The organism is Thiohalobacter sp. IOR34, assembly GCF_030406045.1.
Taxonomy (GTDB): domain Bacteria; phylum Pseudomonadota; class Gammaproteobacteria; order Thiohalobacterales; family Thiohalobacteraceae.
The window spans coordinates 1,036,704-1,057,840 of the sequence record NZ_CP128988.1 but is presented as its reverse complement, the minus strand read 5'-3'; the positions used below and the strand labels follow the sequence as shown (position 1 = coordinate 1,057,840).

Below are 21,137 nucleotides of genomic sequence, written 5' to 3'. Positions count from 1 at the left end.
TGTCAGGCGGTCGTAGCGAGCATGGTCGAAAGCGACTTCATCATGTTTTATTCCGTCCTTGACGGCCATCCAGGTTTTCGATAATCGGGCAGCCTTCATTCGTACCGCGACACAGATTGACCAGGAGGGTCAACTCATTGCGCAAGGTCTGGAGTTCTTCCATGTGTACCTCGATTTCTCTCAGTTTCCTGTGCGTCAACTCGCGTACATCATCACGCGCATGCTGAGGATTCTCCCTCATTTCCAACAAGCGCGCGATCTCGTCCAACGAAAAATTCATCGACTTGGCACGTTGGATAAAACGCAACCGCGACAGGTCACGCGCATCATAGAAGCGAATACCGGATGCGGAGCGATTTACCGGTGGCAACAATTTGATCTTCTCGTAATAACGCAGGGTATCGGCGCTGAGACCGGTGAGATGGACCACATCACCGATGCGATAGCGGCTTTTACCGCTATCCTTCCCGCTTTTCGGCGACTCAGGGATGCGTTCAGTATTCGAGGATGAGGAAATACTCATTGGGCAGATACAGTCCGGTAGATATTTCAAGCTGATGCCAGCGAACAGTTCAAAGGCCTTCTGGCAACAGCACAGAATATGCGGCGGCAGTGGTGGGAAATACGGCGATCATGCACGCTCCGTCCCCTCTCCACCGGAGAGCCGCCGATCGAGTTCCGTGCGCAGCCTGCGTATCGAGGGCAGGCCGGTGAAGACGAGTTCTCCATCGATGGCGATGGCCGGCGTGGACAACACGCCAAGGCTTACAGCGTAGTCCAACTCATCGAGCACATTGACCTCCCGCCATGCGATTCGGCCGCTGCCAACCTCCTCGGCGAGCTTGCGCAGCACCTCCCTGGCCTGCCCGCATTTGTTGCAACCAGGAGAGGAGAATATTTCAATCTCAATGCTCATATATTAACCCGGCAAAGCAGGTTGGGGTTATCTTCCTTGGCTTTCTGCATGACCGGGGGCTGCCGCCAGTCCTGCCTGACCAAGGTTAGAATCCCCACCAAATGCGCAGCGGCAGCGCAAGATAGGCGGCAAAGAAGCCGATGCTCCAGATGGCCACCGAGGTCCAGAAGATACGCCTGTTCCAGACCTGTGCCCTGGTGCACGCACGCCCCAGTGCCGGATCCATCGGGCAGGCGCGTCCCGGGCGATACATGAGCCAAGCGGACATGCCGAGCATCAGGCCCGAGAAAGCGAACACCCAGATCTTGTGCTGGCTGAGAATGATCAGCAATGGGAAGGCGCTGGTGAGAGAGGCCACAGCCGCGCCAAGTCCCAGCGTAACCAGAATGATGGGCAGGGCACAGCAGACCAGCGTACCGGCCGAGGCAAACAAGGTGAACCAGGTCAAACCACCCTCTTTCACTTGTGCCGCCTCCACGCTCAATGCGGTCTTTCCGTCATGCCGCGGTAGGTAAATCCGGCGTCCTTGAAGAGCCGGGTCATCTGCGCTTCCGTCAGCCTGACGCCCTCGACCACGTCCACCGTGACCAGACCTTTCTCCAGATCGACGTCGATCTGCTCCACCCCGTCGATCTGCTTCAGCTTTTTCTCGATGCCGTAGGCGCAGTAGGGGCAGGCCAGCCCATCCACACGCATGACATATTGTGTTCCGGCTGCGAGTACCGCAACGCTCCAGAGTGCAAACAGTGGCAGAATCAAATAACGTTTCATCTCATCACCTATCTTGTTTGTTGCCAGTTGGCGGAAAATCACTGGTGCCATTCGAGCACGAGCTTGGCGCGATAATCCGTCTGTGCCTGATTGCCGTTAAGATCGCTGGCAATCGGGATCTGTACACCGGCCTTCAGCGCGAAGTTTCGCTTGGTCCAGAAGACGCCCGGCGACAGAAACCATTCCATACCACCGGTATCAGTCAGTCCGGCCCCGTTCAGTTCAGCACGCTGTCCATACTCACCGTTGAGTTCAAGCAGCCATACCGTATCCGGCTCGAGATAGCCGCTGCGCCTGAGCCGGATACCGCCCACCAGATCGAAGAGCACCTTGTCACCGCGTCGCAACCCCGCATCGTTCTCACCGTTGCGACGGTAACGCAGGCTCGCCCAGCGGTACCACTGGCGGCTTTCATATCCGTAGGCAATGCCCAGCAGGGCATCGGTGGTACCGGTCCCCAAGGCGGGAGCGGCGTTTTCATTACCGGTATCGGTCACGAGCTTGAGCAACATCGCCGCGCTTTCCTGAACGCCCAGGGAGTCACGACGCCAGAAACGGTACTTGGTGAACAGGGTTACATCACCAGGCCCAGCAGATTTTTTCGAGTCCTCGTCTTTCCAGGCGTAGGGCAACTCGATGCCTGCGGCCCAGTCGCCGGTAATGCCGTAGACCAACTCGAGTCCCAGCTCCGCCGCCCGTTCTTCGACCCTCTTTTCCAGGTGAATGCCGGTCGCCAGCTCGATACCACCCTGGTACAACACATGTGGGCCGAGGCCGAAGATGGGATCATGGGCCCAGGCGAAACCATTGACAAACAAGCCCACCACCACGATCAGCCGGCCCGGGTATCTTCCCAATGCTGTCATATTCTTCCTCATGCAAGACACCTTCAACAGAACCGAACCGCGAGAGCCATGACACCCCGCGGCTGATCCCGGGTCCAAGGCATTGGATAACCTGTACTTTGTGACAGCATACGACCTGGAGCTGACTCCAGGTCAAGTCTTTTCCGGGAATGAGGGTGATTGACTCCTGCCAGGGGCCATGACCATGAGGGGGTTGCCTGGGTAGCTTTCACCGTGAATGGTGCCCGTCCTTGTACCACGATCGCGGCCTGGAGGCCGCTCCTACGGGGTCCGGCGGTGCAGGAGGGCCGCAGGAGCGGCATTCACCATGAGCCGAGCCGCGCTGCCTGGACCGGGATCTGTCGAGGCCGCGGGGTGTGTGGTGCCCCTTGCCTTGATCGCGGCCTGGAGGCCGCTCCTACGGGGTATGGCGGTGCCGGGGGGCCTCAGGAGGGGCATTCACCATGAGCCGAGCCGCGCTGCGTGGACCGGGATCTGTCGAGGCCGCAGGGTGTGGGGTACCCCTTGCCTTGATCGCGGCCTGGAGGCCGCTCCTACGGGGTATGGCGGTGCCGGGGGGCCTCAGGAGCGGCATTCACCATGAGCCGAGCCGCGCTGCGTGGACCGGGATCTGTCGAGGCCGCGGGGTGTGTGGTGCCCCTTGCCTTGATCGCGGCCTGGAGGCCGCTCCTACGGGGTATGGCGGTGCCGGGGGGCCTCAGGAGCGGCATTCACCATGAGCCGAGCCGCGCTGCGTGGACCGGGATCTGTCGAGGCCGCGGGGTGTGTGGTGCCCCTTGCCTTGATCGCGGCCTGGAGGCCGCTCCTACGGGGTATGGCGGTCAATGTGGTAGGAGCGGCCTCCAGGCCGCGATTGGACGGAATCCCATGCGGCAATGCCTGTCACGCTTGCCTCGGCTGGCTGACCGCGCCTGCTGACCAGCCAGCCTGCATATTGCACCAAGGCGGCCTGCATGATCGGTATCCTGGCACCCGCTCTTCTGGCCTGCCTTGCCGGATTCGCCCTGAGAATCGAATCCTTGGTGCAATATCCGGGCTAAGCCTCCGCCTTGTAAAGATAGCGTGCCCGAACCTGGTTGCCCGGCCCATCGAAGCGAAGGTCCTCGCACAGCTCCTGTGCCAGGGCGATACCCCGACCGTGCGTGGTGATATTGTCCACATCCAGACTGCGGCCGATGTTACGCATGAAAGCCTCATGATCGAAGCCTTTGCCACTATCCACGATATCCAGATTGAGCTGCCGGCTCGAACCCTCGCGGGTGGTATTGATCAGCTCGATCAGGATCCGCCCCTCCGAGAGTTCCTCCAGCCTGCGCTGGCGCTCCTCGTAGTAGAGCATGAAGCCATCGGGCGATTTCTTCAGCTCCGAATCCAGCTTCAACAGGCCATGTTCCAGCGCATTCCTGAACAGTTCATCGAGAATCACCTCGAAGTCGCTTCCAACACCCGTCTGCCCGTTCAGTTCCCGCACGATATGATTGACCAGCGGCACAGGGTTGGTCCCGCGCAGGGTTGCGGCATCCAGATCGAGGAGCAGCCTCCAGCTACCACCATCGCCCCTGGCTGGCGCCTCGACTGCCGGCACCTTGTCCTGCTCCACCTGTTCAGCAGAGGGCTTGATGGCGACGAAACTGATGTCGTCAGTCTGACCGATGCCGCTGCAATATTCATCGAGTGCATCCTTGATCGCCCGGGTCAGGTCGTGGATATCACGGGTCGCGTTCAGCACATCTTCCAGCCGCTGCTCGCCAAACGGCTCACCCTGCATGTCGATCTGTTCGATCACGCCATCGGTTGCCATGAACAAATGATCACCCTCTTCAAGATCGATGGCCAACAGATGGCGGTCGAAGGCATCCTCCCGGAGAATACCGAGCGGTGGATGTTCGGAAGGCAGTTTGTAGCGGATGGTTCCATCCTTGCCGTGCAACACATAGACCGAGGGTAGACCGCCGTTCCAGACCTTGAGATGGCCCCGCACATGATCGATTTCCGCAAGGCAGGCGGCACAGAACAGATTGGGCGGCAACTGTTCATTCAGCTTGCGGTTGATCTCGGCTGCAATCTCATCGATGGAAAAGCCCTTCTTGGTCATGCTGTTGAAGACATCGATGACTTGCAAGGCACCGAGACTGGCCACCAGGCCATGACCGGTGAAATCGCCAAGCATGAGATGCTGGGTCCCGTCGGGGCGTGACTCCACCAGCAGCAGGTCACCGTTGAACAGCGAGTGACTGGAAACATGATAGTTGATGTTGGGTGCTTCCAGGGCCTTCCTTGGCAACACATACTCGAACAACTGCAGCGCCACCTCATGCTCGGCGAGGACCTGTTCCTGGGCGGCCTCCAGGGCGCGCGCACGGCCTTCCGCTTCTTCGAGCAGGCGCCGGTTGGCAAGCTGCAGCCGCATGCTGCGTGTAAAGGTGAAATAGAAGTTCCGCGCAGCCATGAACAACATGGCGACGAAGACGATGGAGATCAAGCCAAGACTGTGCGAATGCACGTCATCCTGACCCAGCAGCATGGCTGTCGCAGGCAGGATGGTCGGCACGACAAACACGGCGAGACTCTTCGGACTGACCGCCAGCATCGGCACGGCCGCGGCACAGATCCCGCCCAGAACGACCAGCAGCATGATCTGGTGGTCGGGCTCTTGCGGATTGAAGAACAGAACACCGGCCAGACCCCATACGCAACCAGAGGCAAAGGAAGCCAGTGCATGACGCCTTTCCAGACCGGCAACCGAAATATCCTCTGAGCGGTCATGGAAATACTCGTGTGCAAGGTGGTAACGCCAGGTCACCGCCGCAAAGACCAGCAGCAACCAGCCGAGAATGGGCACCGGTGGAAGATCGTGCGAAAAGGTGATAGCCAGGATCAGGCCGACGGCAATGGCGCCGAGCTGGCTGGCAAAGCTACCGGAAAGCAGTTGCTCGATGCGCAGACGATCGAATTCGGAACTTTCGGCCTGCTTGACCCGGTCATGGTCGATATTCATGGGCGTGATTCGCCGTCTGTGCTGATGAGTGCTGCCCGGCAATACTCGAACTACCAGGGAATAGTCGAAACCGGCACTCAGGGCATGGCAAAGAGTTTGTCGAAATTCGCCACTTCGAGAATCTTGCGTACCGCCCCCTTGGCACCGGCCAGTCTGACCCGATGATCCACATTGCCGGCATGTTCACGCAACAGAAGCAACATGCCCAGCGCCGAGCTGTCCATGTACTCGGTATCCGCAAGATTCACCCGATAATTGAGCTTGCCGTCGTGATGCTGATAAGCCTCACGAAATTCCTTCTGCACGGAGAAGTCGAAGCGGCCATTGATATCGATCACGACCTCCTTGCCACCGTCTGCCAATCGACTCGTTACCTTCATGTCCTGACTCCTTGTTGCTGCCTGATTTCAACCACACCTGCCTGGCATGGCTAGAACAACTCAACTTCACCGGCCGCCATCGATTCCTGTGCTACGGCCTTGGTCTTGCCCGCCATCGAACTGTCCCTGAATTCTTCGATCACGCCGCGCAGCTCCTCGATCAGCCGCTCCGGCTCATCATGCCCGCCAATCTCCGCCAGCGAGGTGATCAGCCCACCGATGCGCTCCAGATGTGCGGCATGTCCCTCGGCGGCAGCCAGCGCCTGGGTCACGATATCCTCGAACTGCAACATACGCACGGCGTCATTGACATCGGCGTTGATACTGCTGCTCAATGTCGACAGTTCGCCAATCTTCATCGAGGTATATTCGTTCACGCTCGCGATCTCGCCGAGCGCCGACTCGACCCGGTCCTTGGCGTCGATGGTCATGTTCATATCCCGGCCGGCCATCTCTGAGACCGTTTCCCTGACACGGGCAATGGCCTCCTTGGCAGCATTCACCTGTTCGCGGATCTGCTCGTTCATGCTATTCGAGCGCAATGAGAGCTGCCGCACCTCATCGGCGACCACGGCAAAGCCGCGGCCGGCCTCGCCCGCCCTGGCCGCCTCGATGGCCGCATTCAGCGCCAGCAGGTTGGTCTGGTCGGCAATCGAGCGTACGTTCTCCAGCAGTCGGAAGATGCCGTCCATGTGCTCGACCATGTCATCGATCTTGTACACGGTCTGAACGCTCTGCCGTGCCGTCTCCACCATGATCTCCACGAAATAGCTCATCAGTTCGCTGGCTTCCTTGATGAACCCCTGGACATTGTCGCCCGTTGCCGTAACTGCAAGCCGCTCGACCAGATCCACAACGGCATCCTCCTGCTGCTGGGACTTGGCGACGATGCCATGGAAGCTCTCACCCAAGGGGTGGATCGCATCGCGGACCAGCAACTGGACACGCTGAATCTCCTGCTGGATGGCCCCTACCTCGTCCGCAACGGCCACCGAGAGGTCCGCGGCGACCCCGCACGCCTCATCGGCTGTAGCCGGCAACGGTCCTGTTGCGGCCTCGGTCTCCGATGGACTCTTCCGCCCAAGCCGGCCCATGGCCAGGCCGGCTGCCAGCCAGAGCAGCCCGATAAGACCCATGCCCAGCCAGGAATCCGCCTTGGGCAGGCCCAGCCAGCCAAGCCCGGCCGTGACCAGCAGGGCGAATAACACTATAAGAATCTGATACTTGTAGCTGCGCATGAAGATACCTGGTTATTGGATGGTCATCTCTTAGCCATTAACGGCAGGAGAGCGTTTTTCCTCAGCACCCAACACCGCTGCCGCAATCCTGTTCAGCGGCAGGACCCTGTCGACGCAGCCCAGCTTTACAGCCTCGCCCGGCATGCCCCAGACCACGCTGCTGGCCTCGTCCTGGGCGATGGTGTGTGCCCCTGCCTGCTTCATCTCCTGCATGCCATGCGCACCATCGTTGCCCATCCCGGTGAGCAACACACCAACCGCATTGATGCCTATCTGATCGGCCACTGAACGGAACAGCACATCGACCGACGGACGATGACGATTGACCGGAGGACCCTCATTGAGCCGGCAGACGAAGCGCGCACCGTCCCGTTCTACCAACAGGTGACGATCGCCGGGGGCGATATAGACGTGGCCCCGGACGATCTGCTGTCCGTCCTCCGCCTCGCAGACCGACATGGCACTGATCCCGTCCATGCGCTTGGCGAAGGGTGCACTGAATGCGGCCGGGATGTGCTGGGTGATCACCACGCCGGGGGTATCCGCCGGCAGCGCCTGCAGCACCTCCTTGATGGCCTCGGTCCCGCCGGTCGAGGCACCGATGGCGATCAGGCTGTCGGTAGTCCTGAACTGAGGCCGATGCCGCGAGCGGCCGATCACGGCATCGGCCGACAGCCGGGGCTTGACCGCGGACCGGCTGCCGTCATCCGAATAGGCGCGTGGCCTGGCCTTGGCCGCCATCTTGACCTTGGCGACGATCTCCTCGGCATAGGCCTGCATCGCGTGCTGGACGTCGATCCTGGGCTTGGTCACAAAGTCGATCGCGCCCAGTTCCATGGCTTCCAGAGTCACGTCGGCACCCTGTTCGGTCAGCGAGGAAACCATCAGCACGGGCATCGGCCGCAGTCGCATCAGGTTGCGCAGGAAGGTGATGCCATCCATGCGCGGCATCTCCACGTCCAGGGTCAACACATCGGGATTCAGCGACTTGATCTTCTCCCGGGCGATATAGGGATCAGGCGCGGTAGCCACCACCTCGATATCAGGATCGGAATCCAGAATAGCCGTCAGCATCTGCCGAATCAGTGCAGAATCATCGACGATCAACACGCGTATCTTGTTTGTATTGGTTGACATCACCAGTTGCCCGTCAAAAGCCGTTCAGAACAGTTCCACATCGCCACCCGAAGGCGTGTGCTGCAGGTCTTCCATGTAATGGCTCTCGCGCTCGACGATGGTCTCGTTGTGCATGGTCCGCAACTTCTTGACCTGCACCTTGCCGGAAGCCGGCGAGTAGACCACCTTGCGCGGGTAGACATCACCAAGGTCCGTGCCAACCAGGGTCAGGCCCTCGGTTGCGATATAGTCGAGCACGAACTCGATGTTGCGGCGTCCGACATCGGTAGCACGCCGCAGGATGCGGCCACCCCCTACCAGCTTGACTTCAAGAAACTCGCGTCGTCCACCATTCTTGAGGATCTCGTTGATCAACTGCTCCATGGCATAGCTGCCGTAGCGAGTGGCATTGCTGCTCGGGCCGTTCCGCCAATGGTCATCCTCGCGTGCCGAATCCGGCAACATGAAATGGTTCATGCCACCGATGCCAAATCGGCTGTCCCGGATACAGGCCGAGACACAGGAGCCAAGCACGGTGGTGATCTTTTCGTCCTTTAGCGTAACGTAGTATTCACCCGGCAGTATCTTGGCCATATAGCAGTTGCGCGTCTTGTCCCAGTAGCGCTTGATGCCTTCAAAACCAGGCAAGGCTGGATACATGTCTCCGGGCGGTATCCCCGGCACCCTGTCCGGCACTACCACTACTTGATCCTCCGGTAGATGGTGCGGCCCAGGTTCTCGAAGCGGTCTGTCACTTTGAACAGCGACTCCGAATGACCGATGAACAGGTGCCCGCCAATGGGCAGCAATTCCGCCATGCGCTCAAACAGCATCCGCTGGGTGGGCTTGTCGAAATAAATCACCACGTTGCGGCAGAAGATGACATCGAAAGGCCCTCGCATAGGCCAATCATGCATGAGGTTGAGCGTGCGAAAGCTGATCAGGCTGCGCAGCGCGTCCACAACCTTGACCAGTCCCGCATTGTTGCCGCGTCCCTTGCGGAACCAGCGCCGCAGGCGTTCCGGTTCGAGATTCGTGACCCGCTCCAGCGCATAGATCCCGCGACTCGCCGTTTCGATGACGTTCGAGTCGATATCCGTAGCCAGAATTCTCACATCCCAGTCCTCGATATCGGGCATGGCTTCGCGCAGAGCCATGGCAATGGAGTAGGGCTCCTCACCGATCGAACAACCAGCCGACCAGATGCGCAACCGCCGGTCGCGAGCATGCACTTGTCTCAACTGCGGCAGAAGCACCCCGGTCAGATACTCGAAATGGTGTGCCTCGCGGAAAAATGCCGTCAGGTTGGTGGTCAGGGCATTGATGAAATGCGTGAACTCATCGCCGTCGCCGTCCGAGACCAGATGACAATAGTCTGCAAAGCTGCTGAGACCGAGTGCGCGCAGACGACGGGCCAGACGGCTGTAGACCATGCCACGTTTGGCATCCGACAGGGCGATTCCCGCATGGTCGCGGAGCATGCGCCGCACGCATTCGAAGTTTTCGTCGGTAAAGAGGAACTCGCGCTCGCCGACAGGCATGTCATTTGATCCGGCACCACCTCCGGGCGAGCGGGTCTGGAGTGCGTCAGCTGCCATTGACTGCTTCCATGAGCAAGGTTGGGAAAAGCCGAGACGAAGCTGCAGCGGACAACCGGATGCTCAGAATTCCTCCCATTCGCCGTCGTCGAAATCCTGATTCACCACAGCGGCCCTGGCTGGCTGACTACGCGGCATTGTCGCTCCCGCCGCCTGCTCACCCTTTACGTGCCGTTCCAGCGCATCGATCAGCGATATCACTTCCTGGGACATCGATGCGATATTGCCGTAAAGCCGTTCTGCCGCCTCAGACTCACCGCTGTTTTTCAACTGGACGATGCGTTTGATCGTGGCATGCATGTCCTTGTGCACCTGTTCCAGATCCTTCATCTCCTTAAACTCACCGTATTGGTCCAGGCCGCTGGCATAGAGCCATTTGCCGAGATCACAGTCGTGGTGCGAGACGGCCTGAGCCTCACTCAAGGCTTCCTGTCCATCGAGAAACGCACGCAAGCGGGTCTTCCAGGAAAGATGTGTGGAACGCGCCCGCGCGAAATCGACATCGCCCTTGCCCGGAGCGCCTTGGAACGGCCGGCCTGGCGAACGTCGTTCGATACCGCTCCTCTGCTGAGACATTCCTGTCGTGTCTTCCTCGCCCGTCTTGAAGAAACTGATCAGATTGGTGAGGCGTGCGCCCTGCTCGTCCAGTGACTGCGAAGCCGCGGCGGCCTCTTCCACCAGCGCCGCATTCTGCTGCGTCACCTCATCCATCTGCATGATCGCCTTGTTGACCTGCTCGATGCCAGTCGACTGTTCCTGGCTGGCCGCGGCAATCTCGGCCACGATGTCGCTGACCTTCTTCACCGCATTGACGATCTCCTGCAAGGCCTCGCCGGACTTGTCCACCAACTGGCCACCTTCCTCGACCTTCCTCACGCTATCCTCGATCAGCCCCTTGATCTCCTTGGCCGCGCCGGCACTGCGCTGCGCCAGGTTACGCACCTCGGCTGCGACCACCGCGAATCCACGTCCCTGCTCCCCGGCACGGGCCGCCTCGACCGCGGCATTCAGCGCCAGCAGATTGGTCTGGAAGGCAATCTCGTCGATCACGCCGATGATGTCGGCAATCTTCTGGCTGCTGGCATTGATCGCCGCCATGGCCTCGACCGCCCGGCTGACGACCTCACCACCCTGCTCGGCCTGCTCGCGACCGGCCGCCGCCAGCTGATTCGCCTGGCGGGCATTGTCGGCGTTCTGCTTCACCGTGGAGGTCATCTGCTCCATGCTGGAAGCGGTCTCCTCCAGCGAGGCCGCCTGTTCCTCGGTACGCTGGCTGAGGTCGGTATTGCCCTGGGCGATCTCCGAGGCACCGGTGGAGATGCCGGCCGTCACGCTGCGGATCTGCTGCACCATGTCCAGCAGATTGGTCATCGAGGCATTGATGGCGTCCCTGAGCTCGGCGAACTCGCCCTGGAAATCACCCTCCATCTTCTGTCCCAGATCACCCTCGGCCAGGGCGGCGACCACCCGGCGCGTCTCCTGGATGGGCACCACGACCGCATCCATCAACTGGTTGATACCATCGCCCAGGGTCTTCATGAAACCTGCATAGCCCTCGGTCTTGATCCGCTTGTCCAACTTGCCGCGGGTGGCATCCGCAATCAGGGATTCGACCTGATGCTCGGCGTCGAGTTGCTGGGTGATATCCTTCCATTCCACCGCTGTACCCAGGCGGTTTCCGGCAGCATCGACCACAGGGTTGGCCACCAGGTCGAAGCTACGCCCGCCAATCGATACCCGGGCGTGGTGGGTGTCGGTCATCCTTGCCAGCAATTCGCGCTGATGCTCGGGATGCTTGTGGAAACTGTCGATATTGGAGCCAAGCAGCCTGTCGGCCGAGAACTCCGGAAGATCCTTGCGCAGATCCTCCTCGGCATCGCGCATCATCTCCTCGACAGCCTGGTTGAGATAGATGATGTTGCCATCGTTGTCGGCCACCATCACATTGGTCGATACATTGTCCAGCGCCACCTTGATGCGCTGTGCCGCATCGCCCTGGCGCCGCGCCTCGTCGAGATCGAAGCCGAGTTTGATCTGCATCGATTTGAGAGCGCGCAGCACGTCACCGATCTCGTCACCGCGATGGATGTCGATGCGGTCATTGAAATTGCCCTCGGTGATCTCCCTGAAATGCTGGATCACCCTGTCGATGGGCCGCAGCAGCCCCCGGTTGAGGGCCAGGTAGAAGATGGCGAAGACCAGCAGCAATGCACCACTCAGGCCACCAGCGAGGGCCGTCGCCGGGTCCATGCCGGAGCCGATGGCTCCATTGATCCCCCAGGCGGCAATGGCGAAGATCAGCGCCGAGATCCCCATCAGGCCGAAGAATTTCTGGCGCAGCCCGAACTGACGCACGGCCGCGACCAGCCTGCCGAGCCGCCCCTGCGGCTTGAGCGATGCCTTGCCGGCATTCAGCTCCCGGTACAGCGCCTCTGCCTCCTCGACCTGCTGCCGGGTCGGCCGCGTGCGCACCGACATGTATTCCACCACCTGGCCGTTCCTGCGCACCGGTGTGACATGCGCCTCGACCCAATAGTGATCGCCGTTCTTGCAACGGTTCTTGACGATCCCGGTCCAAGGCCGGCCGGCCTTCATGTGTTCCCACAGGTCCTGGAAGGCCGCCGGCGGCATGTCCGGATGGCGGATCACATTGTGATTCTTGCCCAGCAGTTCCTCATCGGTGAACCCGCTGATCTCCTTGAAATAGTCGTTGACGTAGGTAATGGCGCCCTTGAGGTCGGTCTTGGAGACGATGGTCTGGCCATCCTCCATCTCGACCTCGTGATTGGTAACCGGTGAATTGATCTTCATTGCTTTGCTCCTGATATCCGCTGCGAAAACCGGCTCACGATGCCGAGTCTGCAGCCTCCTCGCCCATACCGCCCAGATGTTCCAGTACGCCGGCATTGATCAGATGATCGATGTCCAGCAGGATGATCATCTTCCCGTCTACCGTAGCCAGGCCCTTGACCGAATCGGTGTCGACCACGCCGCCGAAATCCGGCGTCGGCTTGGTCTCCTCGGGCTGCACGTCATAGACCTCGGAGACCGCATCGACCACGATGCCCATGGTGCGTTCCCGTTCCTCGTGCCTGACCTTGAGCACGATCACCACCGTGGTCTTGCCGTATTCCTTCCATTCCAGGCCGAAGCGCTGACGCAGATCGATGATCGGCACGATGGTGCCTCGCAGGTTGATCACGCCCTTGATGAATTCCGGCGTGTTGGGGATCGGCGTGACCCGTTCCCAGCCCTTGATCTCCTGCACCCGCAGGATATCCACGCCATATTCCTCGCCAGCGAGGATAAAGGTCAGGTACTGCGCGACACCGGGCGAGCTGCCCTCGTCCTGGAAACCGTCTTCCAGCTGTTGTGCCGTATTCATGTTTTCTCTCCCATGATGCCAGGGCTAGGCTGCATCGCCCTTCAGCAGATGCAGGCGACCGCTGCCCGGGCGGTTCCTGCCCAGTTCGATCAGACCGGCCACGTCGATGATCAGGGCCACGGTGCCGTCTCCCAGGATGGTTGCACCGGACAGTCCCTCGACTGGCCTGAAATTGCTCTCCAGACTCTTGATCACCACCTGCTGCTGGCTGAGCAGGTCGTCGATCACCAGCCCGACACGACCGCTGGTGCCTTCGACCACCACCAGCAGGCTTTCCGCAAAGTCGCCGCTGCGCGCCTCCACATCGAACAGATCATGCAGATTGATCACCGGGACATACTCGTCGCGCAGATTGTAGACATCCGCCTGGCCAGCGACGGAATTCAGCCGGCGCGGCTCGATCTGCAGCGATTCGACGATGGAGACCAGCGGAATGATGTAGATCTGGTCACCGACCTGGACCAGCTGGCCGTCGAGGATCGCCAGGGTCAGCGGCAGGCGGATGGTGAAGGTGGTACCCTCGCCGGGCCGCGAGCTGACCTCTACGGTGCCTCCCAGGTCCTTGATGTTGCGCCGCACCACGTCCATGCCCACGCCGCGCCCGGAGACGTCGCTTATCTCGTCTGCCGTCGAAAAGCCCGGCTGGAAGATGAGATCGCCGATCTCCTCCTCGCTCAGCTCCTCGTCCTCACCGATGATGCCGCGCTCCACGGCCTTGGCACGGATCTTTTCGTGGTTGAATCCGGCACCGTCGTCGGAAATTTCGATGACGATATTGCCGCCCTGGTGGTAGGCATTCAGATGCAGCACCCCGGTCTCCGGCTTGCCTGCCGCCTGCCGCGCCTCGGGCGTCTCGATGCCGTGATCCATCGAATTACGCACCAGATGCACCAGGGGGTCGCCGATCTTCTCCAGCACCGTCTTGTCGAGTTCGGTCTGTTCACCAGAGAGACGCAGTTCGACCTTCTTGCCGAGCTTCTGGCTCAGGTCGTGCACCAGGCGCGGGAAGCGGTTGAAGGAGAAACTGATCGGCAGCATGCGGATGCGCATCACGCCCTCCTGAAGCTCCCGGGTATTGCGTTCCAGATCCGCCAGTCCGTCACGTAGCCGTTCGAAGGCGACATGGTCGAAGGACTCGAAATCGCCCCTGCCGACCTGACCGAGCATGGACTGGGTGATGACCAGTTCACCGACGATATTGATCAGGGCATCGATCTTGTCGATACCGACCCGGATCGAGCTGCTCTCGCTGGCGGACGGCTTGCTGCGGCCCGCGCCACGGGCCGTGGCGGGCTGCCTGTCGGCCGATGCCGCGGTTTCCCCAGCCGGCGCCGTCGATGCGGCCGCCTCGCTCTCTTCGGGCTGTTCCTCGGCCAGCGCTTCGACATGCAACTCGCAGTCACCATCGACCCACTCGAAGATCTCGTCGATCTGCTGCCGTTGCACCTCGCCCTGGAGGGTCAACGTCCAGCTCAGATAGGCCTCTTCGGGCAACAGGTCCTCGAAGGCCGGCAGACCGGAGATGTCGACCTCGACCTGCAGTTCGCCAAGCGTTGCCAGCTCGCGGAACATGCGCACCGGATCGTTGCCGGTCTGCATCAGATGCGGATAGGGCCTGAAGCGGATCCGCCAGCCCTTGCCACCCGGCTGAACCGCCTCGGCCTCCGCCAGCGGCGACTGTGCCGGCTGGTCACCGCTTCCGCCGCTGAGCAGGGCATCGAGCGAGGACTTGGCGGCGGCGATTCGCTCCCGCTCGGGATCCAGACCATCGCGTACCGCGGCCAGCATGTCGCGTACCACGTCCACGGATTCGAGCAGCAGATCCACCGCCTCGCCGGTCACCTCGCGCCGACCATCGCGCATCTCGTCGAGCAGGGTCTCCATGACGTGGGTGAACTCGGCGATCTCGGTGAAGCCGAAGGTGCCGCTGCCACCCTTGATGGAATGGGCGGCCCTGAAGATGGTGTTGATCAGCTCCGGATCGGCCTCTCCCTGGCCCAGGCTGAGCAGCGCGGATTCCATGTTTTCCAGCCCTTCGAAGCTCTCCTCGAAGAACACCTGGTGGAACTGGCTCATATCGATGGACATGGGCCTATCCCAGCACGCGCTTGACCGTCGACAGCAGTTGCTCCGGATTGAACGGCTTGACGATCCAGCCAGTGGCACCCGCAGCCTTGCCCTCCTGCTTCTTGTCACCGCCGGATTCGGTGGTCAACATCAGGATCGGCGTGTACTTGTAGCTCGGCAGACTGCGCAGTTCGCGGATCAGGGTGATGCCGTCCATGACCGGCATGTTCACGTCCGAGATCACCAGATTGAACGCCTTGCCCTTGGCCGCCATCAGCGCCTTCTGGCCATCCTCCGCCTCGACCACCTCGTGGCCGGCCTGCTTCAGGGTGAAAGCCACCATCTGTCGCATCGATGCCGAATCGTCTACTGCGAGTATCGTTGCCATATCGCCTCTACTCCATTGTCCCTTTCATCATAAAAAAGTACGGGTCCCGCACAGCTCGCCTAGTTCATTGCCAGGCCGGTCTCCAGACCGGTCAGGCGCGCGGCCTCGCGCAGCGGTTCGGAGACATCCGCCCAGCCGAGTTGCGTACCGGAACCGATTGCAGTCTGGATGAAGGCACAGAGCAGCTGCAGACCCGCCGCGTCGACGCGCTGCACCTCGCTGCCATCGAGGAGCAAGGGCGCCGGGCCGGAGACATATTCCGCCAGCCGCCCCTTGAGATCGTTGACCATGGCTATGTCGATGACTGCCTCGAAGACCACCTTGACCTGCTCCCTGTCATTCATCACGTCCATCCTCAATGCTTTCCGACATCTGATCACCCAACCTGCGTTGTAGATCTAGCGACCCTGGGCACCGAATACTTGAGGCGTCTGTCAGGGCCGACCCTTCCCGCCGCGGTGGCGCGGCTAGCGAGGCTAAGGCTGCAAAATGCATACCTGCCAGGCGCAGAAACCGGATCAAAAACAGGAATATAGGAAAAACGCCTTGCCGATCAACGCGGTCCGGGAGCACTGGCGGATTCGAGCTCAGGATCGTTGGTGAGGGAGAGACCGGCGCGCCGGAATTCTGACGTCGGCAATCCGCCCTCCAGGATCTGACGCCGGCAACCTGCCCGGCCAGACAGCCTCCCACCTTGAGACGGCCTGCAGCGGCCGCCATATGATCAGATACAGGCCGTTACCGAGGGGCTGACACCCAGCAAAACCGGGGGAAACGGCTATTCTTCATGGATATGAACCCGCCCCGACGGACGCGCGTCGCGATACCTGGCCAAGGGCCGCAACAGGGAGGAACCAGTCATGCCGATCGGTGAATTCTGCAACCGCGAGGTGATCGTGGTCACCCGTGAGGAATCCATCTCCACCGCCGTGAAACTGATGCGCGATCAGCACGTGGGTGCCCTGGTGGTGATCGAGGCCGAGGGCAGCGAACAGATCCCGGTCGGCATCCTTACCGACCGCGACATCGTGATCGAGATCCTTGCCGAGGAGGTCGATATCGACACTGTCACGGTCGGTGACATCATGAGTTTCAAACTGAAGACTGCGCGGGAAGACGAGGAGGTCGCGGACGTGGTGCGACGGATGCGTGCCTACGGCGTGCGCCGCATGCCGGTGGTGGATGAACAGGGCGCACTCCAGGGGCTGATCACCCTGGACGATCTGATCGAGCTGCTCGCCGAAGAGATGGCCGATCTGGCCGGCCTGATCGGGCGGGAGCAGCGCCGCGAACGGCTGACCCGCGCCTGAACGCCGACGACGACCCCGACCCACGGATAGCAGAGGAGACCTCTCCATGCAGTTGCCATTGCAGATCACATTCCGACACATGCCGCCCTCAGAGGCACTCGAGGCCGACATCCGCAAGCATGCCGCCAAACTGGATCAGGTCTGCGAGAACATCATGAGCTGCCGGGTGGTGGTCGGCCCCCAGCACAAGCACCACCGCCAGGGCAACCTCTACCAGGTGAAGATCGATCTCACAGTGCCCGGCACCGAGCTGGCGGTGAGCCAGGACCCGGGAAAGAACCACGCCCACGAGGACGCCTATGTCGCCGTGCGCGATGCCTTCGATTCCATGCGCCGGGAACTGGAAGACTACGTGCGGCGCCGCAAGGGCAAGGTCAAGCACCATGAACCGCCACCCGAGGGGCGTATCAGCCAGCTGCACCCGGAGCAGGATTACGGCATGATCGAGACGCCCGACGGACGGGAGATCTACTTCCACCGCAACAGCGTCATCGATGCCGACTTCGACAGACTGGAGATCGGCATGCGCGTGATCTTCTGCGAGGAAGCCGGCGAACAGGGCCCCCAGGCGAGTACGGTACACGTCAAGGGCGCCTAGCCCGGATATTGCGCCTAGGCGGCCCGCATGATTGAAGTGCAGGCTGGCATACAAGGCCGGGAGGCTCGCAAATGGCTCCTCACGGCGGGGTACGGGTTGTGCCTATTCGATTTCAGGGCGCATCTGGCTGCGCATCCTGGCCGCCCCCCTTGAACCATAGCTACGGCTATGCTTCTGCGGGCGATCGGCCAAGTTGCTTTGCCGGCTCCGCCCTGAGAATCGAATCCTTGGCGCAATATCCAGGCTAGGAGTCTGTCGGGGATCGCGGCCGGGAGGCCGCTCCTACAAGGGCCGGGCGGCATGATTTGCCGCAGGAGCGGCCTCCAGGCCGCGATTGGGGTGGTGTTAACAGGCCCCAGCCCGGATATTTCACCAAGGCAGGCTCCGTGGGCGAGGGGTGGCAGGATGGCGGGTACCCCTTGCGCCCCGATCGCGGCCGGGAGACCGCTCCTACGACAACACATTGTGCCGCCATGCCACGTAGGAGCGGCCTCCAGGCCGCGATCGGGGGATCCACGGCGGGCAATGCCCGGAGTCGACCGAACAGGCACAAAGCCGGGTTACGAGTTCCCGACCCGTTTACCAGCCTGCACGCCGATCATGCGGCCCGGCTTGGTGCAATAATAACAGCCCCCAGGGGGAACAGACTGATGCGCAGCGTCCCTGAACAACCCGGGAAAAGATCCGTAACCACAATAGGCGGGGCCTTGCTGCTCATGGCGGCCGGCCTGGCCCAGGCAATGCCGATGATCTACACCTGCGAGGCGAGCTTCGTGCGCGTCCTGAGCGGCACGCAATCGGTCGTTGATTTCGACGGCGGCCCGGCAGTCGACAGATCCCGCATGAGGTCAAGCTGCCATGGTTGAGCGGCGGGACATCCATCTGCTCTGGGAAGGGGCGCAAAGCAGCCTCGAGGCGCAGGCCCTGCTCCGCCAGCGGCATGCCGTCGAGCTGCAGCTGCCCGCGGATTATCACCATGCCCTGCTCGTTCACCTCTCGCCGCCGGGCCTGGAACGGAGCGGACAACTGGATATCACCGGCGGCAGCGAGCTGCTGGGCCAGGTCGCGGAGATTCGCGGCCTGGCCGAGATCGCGGAGCTGATCGAGGCCGCTGCCGGTGCCGAGGTGCACATCCAGAGCCCGGCGCCCAGCATCGGCATCCGCTTTCCCGCCTGAATTCAGTCACGCAGCCGGAAACGGCCGTCCAGTACCTGCAGTTTTTCCATGATACCGGTGTATTCCAGTTCCGACATCGGCAGCATGGCCGCGCCGAAGAAGCCCTGGCGGCGCATATCGATGGCCTTGTCCGCCACCCTGTCGCGCACCTTGTCCCAGAATGGATGCGCGAAGGCATCCACCGGTTCCGTAAACTTGCCATCATGCATGGAAAAGGCGGTACAGCTGACTACTGGCGGTCCATCGAAATAACTGATGTCCGAATTGCGCGGCACCGGCATCAGCGGCATCTGGTGCGAGCCGCGCATGCAGCCGGCCACATAGGGCCCGATGGCATAGGGTGCCAGAATCTCGCCAGTAGCCGGAAAATCCTTTTGGACGCGCACCAGCATCACCGGATCGTCCTTGCCGGTGTACTTGCCGGCGATGTTGTGCAGGCGCGAGGTGGAAACCGTCACGGCCTGCTCGCCACTGGCCCGCGACCAGATCGACTCCACCACATAGCGCTCGGTGTCGCGCAGCAGGACCGCGATGTCGTACAGATCCTCCGGCGCCTCCAGTTCTATTATGCGGTCGCCCTCGGTGTGGTTGACGTCCATGATGACGAAGCGGAAACCGGCGGTCATCGAGGGGGCCAGCATCAGGCCCGGCGTGTTCATCGGGTCTGCAAAGGCAAGGTACAGCGGCAGATTGTAGGCACCAGGGTCCGTCTTGTCGGCTGCAAAAAACAGAAAGGGTTCGCTGGGCCGCTCGTCGAATTCGAACTCGCAGACCGCCGGTCCCATGCCGCGGACATTGCCGGAAAAGGCGTCCTTGAGAAGATCCTGCCCGGCACCGTACAACCCCTGTTCCTGGGCCACTGCCGTCCCGGCAAGAAAGGCTTCCCAGGCGAGCCGGTGGATTTCCTCGTCACCCGGCCCCCGCTCATGCGCCATCAGAATGGCGATGTCGTCCCCGGTGGAGCTGACATGGCTGTCGCGCAACATATCGTTGCCATGTTGCATGATATGGGATCGAACAGCGCCGATCAGACGCTGGGAAGGTCGGATATGCCCCCCGATCGAGCCGATATCGGCCTTGATGACACTCAGTGTGATCTTCATGATTCTGCACCTCGCATGCCGTATTTGGAGGAAACCAGCCCCTCTGACCCTGCTGAAAGTATGGTCCAAACAAGCAAGGATGCCAGCCTGGCCAAACAGCCCTCCATGCACTGCATGTGCTAGATTGATCAATGAGGATGCTTGGATTCAGAGGGAGGTGGGTTGAGATGGCTACGGATGCAGACCCAATCCTGCGCAATTGGTACCAATACCCGGCTAAAGGCCAGAAATTCCGGGTGGTGGCTATCGACGAGGATGCCGGTGTAGTAGAAATCCAGCATTTCGACGGGGATCTGGAAGAGCTCGGCCTGGATACCTGGTACGAACTCGACATCGAGCCTGTCGAAGCGCCCGAGAACTGGTCCGGACCGTTCGATGTTGTCGAAGTGGATGACCTGGGCGAGTCGATTACCGATACGCAGCCCGAGGACTGGTCGGAATCGCTGCAAGAGTTCAAAAGTCCCGGCCAGGGCCTGATCTCCGAGGAAGCCGAGGAGACCGAAGACGACTGGGGTCTAGGCCGCCCCAAAGAGGAACCCTGGGAAGGCGAATGATGACCTCCGGCCGGATCAGGCCAGCCTGTCACTGATCGACTTCGCGCTCCATGGCGCCAAACCAGGTCGTCAGAAAGCGATCTGGTAGACTTTGTGCCTATTCGATTGACTCCGGGTATCGCGGCCTGGAGGCCGCTCCTACGGGGCGTGGCGGCACAATTATGTTGTAGGAGCGGCCTCCAGGCCGCGATTGGTGTGGTCCTGGCAGGCTGTTGAAAAACCCTCTGACGGCACGATACGGCGTTGAAAAATGGCTCAAGGGGTGGCGCGCGAGTTACTCTTCGCAGGAATAACCGAACTGGAACAACCCTTCCTGCAGGTAATCAGCCAGCAGGGGCGTGGCAATGAGGTAGGCCAGCGTGCATTCATTCAGGCTTTCCTGCGCCTGCTGCAGCGCGGATTCCCACTCATCGATGCCGAAATCCCCGCGTCCCAGCCACATCAGCGCCACCAGCGTGGCCTGCTGATCCGGTTCCAGGTCGTCGATGGTCGATTTCAGCTCCCGATAGGTGAGATCATCAGCGTGATCGGCCAACACCTGCAGCGCCCAATCGTCGCTCGGACTCAGGGGTTCCTCCGGTATGACGACCTGCTCTTTGGCATGAAATTCATGTGCCTTGGCAATAATGAAGCATACGGTTTCAGGGTTGATGTCCAACATGGCTGCTGATCT

Annotated in this window: 23 protein-coding genes; 5 read left to right on the top strand and 18 right to left on the bottom strand. The window is 61.0% G+C overall.

What is annotated here, in order from left to right; all coding sequences use genetic code 11:
• Positions 1-40: 40 nt before the first annotated feature.
• The 16 genes from QVG61_RS04890 to QVG61_RS04815 all read right to left on the bottom strand — a co-directional run bounded on the left by QVG61_RS04890 (position 41) and on the right by QVG61_RS04815 (position 16,067).
• Positions 41-523, bottom strand: a complete 483-nt coding sequence (locus QVG61_RS04890) for a heavy metal-responsive transcriptional regulator (RefSeq protein ID WP_289932223.1) — start codon at positions 521-523, stop codon at positions 41-43.
• Between the two features lie 108 nt (positions 524-631).
• Positions 632-916, bottom strand: coding sequence for a thioredoxin family protein (locus tag QVG61_RS04885; protein WP_289932222.1), 285 nt, complete (start codon positions 914-916; stop codon positions 632-634).
• An 85-nt stretch (positions 917-1,001) separates the two neighbouring features.
• Positions 1,002-1,394 (bottom strand): hypothetical protein, encoded by a 393-nt coding sequence (locus QVG61_RS04880; protein WP_354671206.1) that lies wholly within the window; start codon positions 1,392-1,394, stop codon positions 1,002-1,004.
• Positions 1,395-1,396: 2 nt separating this feature from the next.
• Positions 1,397-1,687 carry a heavy-metal-associated domain-containing protein gene (locus tag QVG61_RS04875; RefSeq protein ID WP_289932220.1) on the bottom strand — a complete coding sequence of 97 codons (291 nt, stop codon included), beginning with the start codon at positions 1,685-1,687 and terminating at the stop codon, positions 1,397-1,399.
• 38 nt (positions 1,688-1,725) lie between these two features.
• A complete protein-coding gene (locus QVG61_RS04870) occupies positions 1,726-2,565 on the bottom strand; it encodes a transporter (RefSeq protein WP_289932219.1) in 840 nt (279 codons plus the stop codon).
• A gap of 1,024 nt (positions 2,566-3,589) precedes the next feature.
• Positions 3,590-5,551 (bottom strand): SpoIIE family protein phosphatase, encoded by a 1,962-nt coding sequence (locus tag QVG61_RS04865; RefSeq protein WP_289932218.1) that lies wholly within the window; start codon positions 5,549-5,551, stop codon positions 3,590-3,592.
• Positions 5,552-5,628: 77 nt separating this feature from the next.
• Positions 5,629-5,931: an STAS domain-containing protein gene (locus tag QVG61_RS04860; protein ID WP_289932217.1), complete on the bottom strand. Its 303-nt coding sequence runs from the start codon at positions 5,929-5,931 to the stop codon at positions 5,629-5,631.
• A 50-nt stretch (positions 5,932-5,981) separates the two neighbouring features.
• The gene (locus QVG61_RS04855; protein ID WP_289932216.1) at positions 5,982-7,169 is read right to left on the bottom strand and encodes a methyl-accepting chemotaxis protein; all 1,188 of its coding nucleotides are present in this window, start codon (positions 7,167-7,169) and stop codon (positions 5,982-5,984) included.
• A gap of 30 nt (positions 7,170-7,199) precedes the next feature.
• Positions 7,200-8,306, bottom strand: a complete 1,107-nt coding sequence (locus QVG61_RS04850) for a chemotaxis response regulator protein-glutamate methylesterase (protein ID WP_289932720.1) — start codon at positions 8,304-8,306, stop codon at positions 7,200-7,202.
• A 24-nt stretch (positions 8,307-8,330) separates the two neighbouring features.
• Positions 8,331-8,945 (bottom strand): chemoreceptor glutamine deamidase CheD, encoded by a 615-nt coding sequence (cheD, locus tag QVG61_RS04845; RefSeq protein ID WP_289932215.1) that lies wholly within the window; start codon positions 8,943-8,945, stop codon positions 8,331-8,333.
• Positions 8,946-8,986: 41 nt separating this feature from the next.
• Positions 8,987-9,883 (bottom strand): protein-glutamate O-methyltransferase CheR, encoded by an 897-nt coding sequence (locus tag QVG61_RS04840; RefSeq protein ID WP_354671184.1) that lies wholly within the window; start codon positions 9,881-9,883, stop codon positions 8,987-8,989.
• Between the two features lie 63 nt (positions 9,884-9,946).
• The gene (locus QVG61_RS04835; RefSeq protein WP_289932214.1) at positions 9,947-12,694 is read right to left on the bottom strand and encodes a methyl-accepting chemotaxis protein; all 2,748 of its coding nucleotides are present in this window, start codon (positions 12,692-12,694) and stop codon (positions 9,947-9,949) included.
• A gap of 34 nt (positions 12,695-12,728) precedes the next feature.
• A complete protein-coding gene (locus tag QVG61_RS04830) occupies positions 12,729-13,268 on the bottom strand; it encodes a chemotaxis protein CheW (protein WP_289932213.1) in 540 nt (179 codons plus the stop codon).
• Between the two features lie 24 nt (positions 13,269-13,292).
• The gene (locus QVG61_RS04825; RefSeq protein WP_289932211.1) at positions 13,293-15,356 is read right to left on the bottom strand and encodes a chemotaxis protein CheA; all 2,064 of its coding nucleotides are present in this window, start codon (positions 15,354-15,356) and stop codon (positions 13,293-13,295) included.
• Positions 15,357-15,360: 4 nt separating this feature from the next.
• Positions 15,361-15,723, bottom strand: coding sequence for a response regulator (locus QVG61_RS04820; RefSeq protein ID WP_289932210.1), 363 nt, complete (start codon positions 15,721-15,723; stop codon positions 15,361-15,363).
• A 59-nt stretch (positions 15,724-15,782) separates the two neighbouring features.
• Positions 15,783-16,067: an STAS domain-containing protein gene (locus QVG61_RS04815; RefSeq protein ID WP_289932209.1), complete on the bottom strand. Its 285-nt coding sequence runs from the start codon at positions 16,065-16,067 to the stop codon at positions 15,783-15,785.
• 516 nt (positions 16,068-16,583) lie between these two features.
• Here QVG61_RS04815 and QVG61_RS04810 point away from each other — a divergent pair.
• The 4 genes from QVG61_RS04810 to QVG61_RS04795 all read left to right on the top strand — a co-directional run bounded on the left by QVG61_RS04810 (position 16,584) and on the right by QVG61_RS04795 (position 18,807).
• Positions 16,584-17,033 carry a CBS domain-containing protein gene (locus tag QVG61_RS04810; RefSeq protein WP_289932208.1) on the top strand — a complete coding sequence of 150 codons (450 nt, stop codon included), beginning with the start codon at positions 16,584-16,586 and terminating at the stop codon, positions 17,031-17,033.
• 46 nt (positions 17,034-17,079) lie between these two features.
• Entirely contained in the window at positions 17,080-17,631 is a 552-nt protein-coding gene (locus QVG61_RS04805; protein WP_289932207.1) for an HPF/RaiA family ribosome-associated protein, read from the top strand.
• Between the two features lie 707 nt (positions 17,632-18,338).
• A complete protein-coding gene (locus QVG61_RS04800) occupies positions 18,339-18,497 on the top strand; it encodes a hypothetical protein (RefSeq protein WP_289932206.1) in 159 nt (52 codons plus the stop codon).
• Positions 18,490-18,807: a hypothetical protein gene (locus QVG61_RS04795; RefSeq protein ID WP_289932205.1), complete on the top strand. Its 318-nt coding sequence runs from the start codon at positions 18,490-18,492 to the stop codon at positions 18,805-18,807. Before QVG61_RS04800 ends, QVG61_RS04795 begins: the two co-directional genes overlap by 8 nt.
• Before the next feature lie 2 nt (positions 18,808-18,809).
• Here the strand turns inward: QVG61_RS04795 and fbp are convergent, their stop codons facing one another.
• Positions 18,810-19,910 (bottom strand): fructose-1,6-bisphosphate aldolase/phosphatase, encoded by a 1,101-nt coding sequence (fbp, locus tag QVG61_RS04790; protein WP_289932204.1) that lies wholly within the window; start codon positions 19,908-19,910, stop codon positions 18,810-18,812.
• Positions 19,911-20,077: 167 nt separating this feature from the next.
• Between fbp and QVG61_RS04785 the strand changes: the two genes are divergently transcribed.
• A complete protein-coding gene (locus QVG61_RS04785) occupies positions 20,078-20,464 on the top strand; it encodes a DUF6763 family protein (protein WP_289932202.1) in 387 nt (128 codons plus the stop codon).
• A gap of 274 nt (positions 20,465-20,738) precedes the next feature.
• On the opposite strand, the gene QVG61_RS04780 is transcribed toward QVG61_RS04785, so the two are convergent.
• A complete protein-coding gene (locus QVG61_RS04780; RefSeq protein WP_289932201.1) occupies positions 20,739-21,125 on the bottom strand; it encodes a DUF3775 domain-containing protein in 387 nt (128 codons plus the stop codon).
• Positions 21,126-21,137 lie beyond the last annotated feature (12 nt).

Coding starts and splice junctions, on each gene's coding strand:
- QVG61_RS04870 (WP_289932219.1), bottom strand. CDS start 2,565: ATGAGGAAGAATATGACAGCATTGGGAAGATACCCGGGCCGGCTGATC.
- QVG61_RS04850 (WP_289932720.1), bottom strand. CDS start 8,306: ATGTCAACCAATACAAACAAGATACGCGTGTTGATCGTCGATGATTCT.
- QVG61_RS04860 (WP_289932217.1), bottom strand. CDS start 5,931: ATGAAGGTAACGAGTCGATTGGCAGACGGTGGCAAGGAGGTCGTGATC.
- QVG61_RS04795 (WP_289932205.1), top strand. CDS start 18,490: ATGGTTGAGCGGCGGGACATCCATCTGCTCTGGGAAGGGGCGCAAAGC.
- QVG61_RS04875 (WP_289932220.1), bottom strand. CDS start 1,687: ATGAAACGTTATTTGATTCTGCCACTGTTTGCACTCTGGAGCGTTGCG.
- QVG61_RS04840 (WP_354671184.1), bottom strand. CDS start 9,883: ATGGCAGCTGACGCACTCCAGACCCGCTCGCCCGGAGGTGGTGCCGGA.
- QVG61_RS04885 (WP_289932222.1), bottom strand. CDS start 916: ATGAGCATTGAGATTGAAATATTCTCCTCTCCTGGTTGCAACAAATGC.
- cheD (WP_289932215.1), bottom strand. CDS start 8,945: ATGTATCCAGCCTTGCCTGGTTTTGAAGGCATCAAGCGCTACTGGGAC.
- QVG61_RS04825 (WP_289932211.1), bottom strand. CDS start 15,356: ATGTCCATCGATATGAGCCAGTTCCACCAGGTGTTCTTCGAGGAGAGC.
- QVG61_RS04780 (WP_289932201.1), bottom strand. CDS start 21,125: ATGTTGGACATCAACCCTGAAACCGTATGCTTCATTATTGCCAAGGCA.
- fbp (WP_289932204.1), bottom strand. CDS start 19,910: ATGAAGATCACACTGAGTGTCATCAAGGCCGATATCGGCTCGATCGGG.
- QVG61_RS04830 (WP_289932213.1), bottom strand. CDS start 13,268: ATGAATACGGCACAACAGCTGGAAGACGGTTTCCAGGACGAGGGCAGC.
- QVG61_RS04785 (WP_289932202.1), top strand. CDS start 20,078: ATGGCTACGGATGCAGACCCAATCCTGCGCAATTGGTACCAATACCCG.
- QVG61_RS04810 (WP_289932208.1), top strand. CDS start 16,584: ATGCCGATCGGTGAATTCTGCAACCGCGAGGTGATCGTGGTCACCCGT.
- QVG61_RS04835 (WP_289932214.1), bottom strand. CDS start 12,694: ATGAAGATCAATTCACCGGTTACCAATCACGAGGTCGAGATGGAGGAT.
- QVG61_RS04820 (WP_289932210.1), bottom strand. CDS start 15,723: ATGGCAACGATACTCGCAGTAGACGATTCGGCATCGATGCGACAGATG.
- QVG61_RS04865 (WP_289932218.1), bottom strand. CDS start 5,551: ATGAATATCGACCATGACCGGGTCAAGCAGGCCGAAAGTTCCGAATTC.
- QVG61_RS04815 (WP_289932209.1), bottom strand. CDS start 16,067: ATGAATGACAGGGAGCAGGTCAAGGTGGTCTTCGAGGCAGTCATCGAC.
- QVG61_RS04890 (WP_289932223.1), bottom strand. CDS start 523: ATGAGTATTTCCTCATCCTCGAATACTGAACGCATCCCTGAGTCGCCG.
- QVG61_RS04855 (WP_289932216.1), bottom strand. CDS start 7,169: ATGCGCAGCTACAAGTATCAGATTCTTATAGTGTTATTCGCCCTGCTG.
- QVG61_RS04805 (WP_289932207.1), top strand. CDS start 17,080: ATGCAGTTGCCATTGCAGATCACATTCCGACACATGCCGCCCTCAGAG.